Here is a 4421-nt window from a genome sequence, read left to right as displayed (position 1 = left end):
TTGCCACGAAGCACTAAGGTAAATCCAGCTTGCTCTAAAATCATTACTACAAAATCCCAAGCCTGGGTTATGGTTACCAGTCGCCCTGCATCAAATGTAACCGTAGATGTAATAGTTTCTGTTTCTGGATATAAAATATTAATTTTTAATTTTTGGGCAAATTCATTTAATAAATCTTTAAGGCTTTTTTGATCATATTTAAATTCTACAAGTTCGCTTGAAATAGTTGACGTAGAGCGTTTTTTTTCTACAGCGTCTATTTTTTTATCTAGTGCCGCAGCATCATAATCAGAATCTAAAAGCATTGCTTGAGACATGCTGCTCATAGCAAAAAACAACGTCCAGATTATGTGCTTGTGTATAATTTGTTTGTATTTTGACATCTTTTATCCCTATTCTTCTGCTGTAAGTGTAGCAATCGACATGCTTACATTAAATTTTCTAGCATGACTCACTCTTGTAATGTCTACAAACGCTATGTAATCGATTTGAGAAAATTCTAAAGGTAAACTTTCTTCTATATAACCGCTTGCTACCTTTTTTCTAACAAGCTTGGGAACAACTGATTTTGTCTCTGGCAACTTCTCGCCCAAATCTTTAAAAAATATCTGAATATTAAATTTTTTATCTTTACCTAACGCTTCAACCACCTTGCTCTTTTGCTGCTCAACCAATTGAAATTTTGTTAAAATTTCTTGTACTGAGTTTCTAGATTTATTAAGCATCGATATTTTAGCCTTCATTTCTTGCAAAACCATAAAATGTCTTACAAAAATAATAACGAGACACAAAGCAATAGTGCCAACATAGACTCCGCCCCAAAAACGCAACTCTTTACGATCCAGGCTGCTAATAAAATTGTAAATGGTGTCTAAGATTATCATATCGATCCCTCACTGCCCTCTTTAACTTTAAGTTGCACAGAAAATGAAACTTCTCGCGGCTTTTCTACCAACGTTAATGATGTAAGCTCCATCAACTCTTCTTCAAACACACCTACAGCCTCTATGCTTTTAACAGTGCCAATCATTGAAACTTTATCATAATCAATATGCATTGAAAGTATCTCAAGGCCAATAGAAGATCTATCCACATGTATACTTAAATCTTGCAAATATTGCAGAATGGATCGTTCATTTTTTCTAGAAAACGAAAACCATAAAACTTTTTCTTTATTAAAAGCATCTTGAGTTTTTTCAACGATTGTTTTTAAATTTTTTTCACTTTTTAAATCTATATTCATACGATTAGAAATCGTGGTAACCAGTTGTTTTTTTGAAACATTATAATTTGCCTCCCACTCTGTAAGAACAGTGCTACTTTTCCAAATAGCTCCACCAAGGCACAAAATAGTCATACAAAATATGGTTATGAGCTGTTTATTTAAAAGGCTTATATCAGCTTTACGAGCAAATGATTTCAAGAAATTAATATTTTGCTGATAATGCGTAAACAGACCAAGAGAAAGCAAAGCAAAAGAACTTACGCTTAACTTCTCTTTGCTCGATTCTTTTATAGAAAGCTGTTTAACTATTTTTTCTACATCAACAAAAGAAACACTGCTTCCAAAAACATCGGTTGCCTGCCTAGAAAAAACTAAAAGATTACAACCTAGACCAGAGAGCCAAATTTTTTGAGGCGAAACAAAAGTAAGGTTTTCTTGTTTTTCAAAAAAACTTAATGTCTTTGAAGCTTCATCTAATATATTTTTTAATTCTTTAGTTAAAATAGACTCTGAAATCTCTGTTTCTTTTAGAGAAATTAAATCGTTTGCTACATCATAATAGGATTGACCAGTTTCTTTACTTATCGATTGAGCCACATCGGAAATACCGAAAGGAATGATTCTCATAGCTTTAAGAAGGCCGTCTTGCATGTACAAAATTCGTATGACATCAAATCCAATGTCTACTAAAAGCTCTACGCGCTTGTGCTTTAATTCTGTTTGTACAACATTTTCAAACTCTTTATTTGCATCAGGCTTGCGATTAAACAACCCTTTAAAAAAATTTAAAAGATTTTGAAATTTAAATGATTTTGGAGATGGAAGTAAAAGATTTAAGGAAATAGGCTTACTGACGAGCTGAGAGGTTATCCCCTGCGATGCAACAGCCAAAGAACTTGAAGAATAAATTCCCCAAAAATAAAGTTCATACAGCGCAAAAAGATCAATAGTGATAACGGAAAGTGATATTTCTGCTTTCTCAAATAATAAGTAATGAGCATCTATATCTTCTTTTCGTGCAGCTGCTACCAAAACAGTTGATATTTTTTTATCTAGATCTTGCGATGTAACCATAAAATCAACGACAGCTTCGTCTACAGAAAATGGTAAAAGCGACTCAACTTCATACGCAACAATCATATCTAGTTTGTCGCGCCCTAAAAACGGAAGAGATAATTCTTTAAATGCTACCGCAGAGCTTGAAAGCGAAGTGACGACTTCATCATATTTTCCAATAGATGATGCTATCTTTTTTATCGCATTAATTTGTGATTGCGTAGAAAAATCTTTTAGATTAATGGTGATATTGTTTTTAATTTCTATGCCGCGACCTTTATAGTCAATCAGCAATCCTTGCACCATGACAGGAGTAATATTAAAACTTAAAACGCGCTTAGAAAAAAGATAATATTTACCAACTCTATATGGAACTAAAATGTCACGAAACATTACTTACCCTTCCCTAGCTGCACACTACCACTAATAGAATTTTTAATCTCTTGGGCGCTTAGGCTCGAGATCATATCATCTGTCATCGTAACAACAGATGGAGCTTCTGATACTTCTTTCTTTTTTAACTGTTTTTTCTTAGTTGATTGTTCTTTTTTCTGTTTGCTTTTTGCAACTAGAGCTTGCCTTGTTTGTTTTCTTTTCTCTGATGCAGATAAAGATTCTAGTGGCTCTACTGGCTCATTAATTTTTGTTACCTCAAGATGATTTATTTTTTCATCAACGCCCATTCTTTGCTTCATCAACGCCCATTCTTTGCGCAAAGTTTTTACCAGATTTTAGCTCTTGAAAGGACCTTAATTCATCCGTTCCAAAAAATGATTTTTGAATCGGATCTTTTTTGGACATAAACCAATCATACTGATCAATAAGCTCAATGTTTTCTTGAGCCTCTCTTAATTTATAATCAGTGTAATCATCAATATCTTTTGAATCACCAACTGGATCAAGTAGGCGTGGTGCAATAAAAATTAAGAAGTGATCGCGACTTATTCTTCTTGATTTTGATTTAAAGAACCAGCCAAAAACCGGAATGTTTTCTAAAAACGGCACTCCATTTGATGCTGAAGTATATGTCTCTGTCATAATTCCACCAAGAACTAATGTTTCTCCATTAGCCACAGAAGCTACTGTTGTGACCTCTTTTTTATTAATTGGAGATCCACCAGAACCCTGAGAAATTGCTGGCCCATCTGTTGACTGCGCAAACTGATCATTTTTAACGGTAATTGCTAAATTAAAAATATTTCCCTTGGTAATTTGTGGAGTAATATTAATGCTCAGCGTTGCCTCAACAGGAACAAATCCAGTTGTTTTTAAAGAGCTAGACGAAAGAACTTGCCCAGAAATTTGCTGACGACTTTGTCCGCTTTTAAGAATTGCTGTTTGATTATTTGAAACTACAATAAACGGATTTGAAATAATATGAGTCGATGTAATTGTTTGCAACACTTTAAAAATTGCCCAAATTGGCTGACCAAGCGTTACTAAAATACTTCCTGTTTCGTTTAAAACAGAGCTTCCAAGAAGTGATGCCAAACTTGATTTTAATGAAAAATCAGTTGTTGATGGAGTTCCGCCAGTCGTAACAATTGGAGTTCCTGAAGGAATACCAGATGTTTGGGCCGTTACTGATTGCAAGAATGTTGGCCCAAGAGATGTTGAGCCAGGAGCCACATTGCCCAAACCATTTGGTCCACTAATTTGTGATCCTAATGTTTTTACATCAACGTCTGAAACGAGAACCATTAAAACTTCTAAGCCAACTTGCTTTTGCGCAACATCTAAATCTTTAATGAGTGGTTTTAAGGCCTCAAAATCTTGCTCGGTTGAATTAATAATCAGTGAGTTTGAGTGAGGATCTGCACCGATGGTCATTGGCTGAAAATACTTAATACCATCACGAAGTCCACCATATTTTGTCAGCGAACTGTCAGCCGAAGAACCAGGGCCGCCATATGAAACTATTTTATTTAAAATAGTTTGAATGTCGGTAGCGTTTGTGTACTGCAAACGATACGTAAATACTGGAGGAGAGTTACGATCAATAGCAATATCGATATGCTTAGTCACAAATTCTTCTACCCTTGCAACATCTTTTGCTGTGCCTAAAAGAATTAAAGAATTTGTACGATCATCAGGAACAATCACTACGTTTTGAGGGAAATACTCTAAAGATGATTCTTTT

Annotated in this window: 5 protein-coding genes; all 5 read right to left on the bottom strand. The window is 34.5% G+C overall.

All coding sequences use genetic code 11. From position 1 onward, the window contains the following. Nucleotides 1–383: hypothetical protein (locus tag NTU89_00605; protein MCX5923046.1), on the bottom strand; the 383-nt coding region annotated here is incomplete at its 3' end. Nucleotides 384–392: 9 nt separating this feature from the next. After that, entirely contained in the window at nt 393–884 is a 492-nt protein-coding gene (locus NTU89_00600) for a hypothetical protein (GenBank protein MCX5923045.1), read from the bottom strand. Continuing rightward, on the bottom strand, nt 881–2674 hold the full coding sequence (gene pilM, locus NTU89_00595; GenBank protein ID MCX5923044.1) for a pilus assembly protein PilM: 1794 nt from the start codon (nt 2672–2674) through the stop codon (nt 881–883). The genes NTU89_00600 and pilM overlap by 4 nt, the downstream gene beginning before the upstream one ends. Then, nucleotides 2674–2976, bottom strand: a complete 303-nt coding sequence (locus NTU89_00590) for a hypothetical protein (protein MCX5923043.1) — start codon at nt 2974–2976, stop codon at nt 2674–2676. The genes pilM and NTU89_00590 overlap by 1 nt, the downstream gene beginning before the upstream one ends. After that, a partial coding sequence (locus tag NTU89_00585) for a hypothetical protein (GenBank protein ID MCX5923042.1) occupies nt 2954–4421 on the bottom strand: 1468 nt, incomplete at its 5' end. The genes NTU89_00590 and NTU89_00585, both read right to left, overlap by 23 nt.

This window comes from Candidatus Dependentiae bacterium, assembly GCA_026389065.1.
Lineage (GTDB): Bacteria > Babelota > Babeliae > Babelales > Chromulinivoraceae > JACPFN01.
Note: the sequence above shows the minus strand (reverse complement) of the source record. Positions and strands in the feature narration are given on the sequence as shown.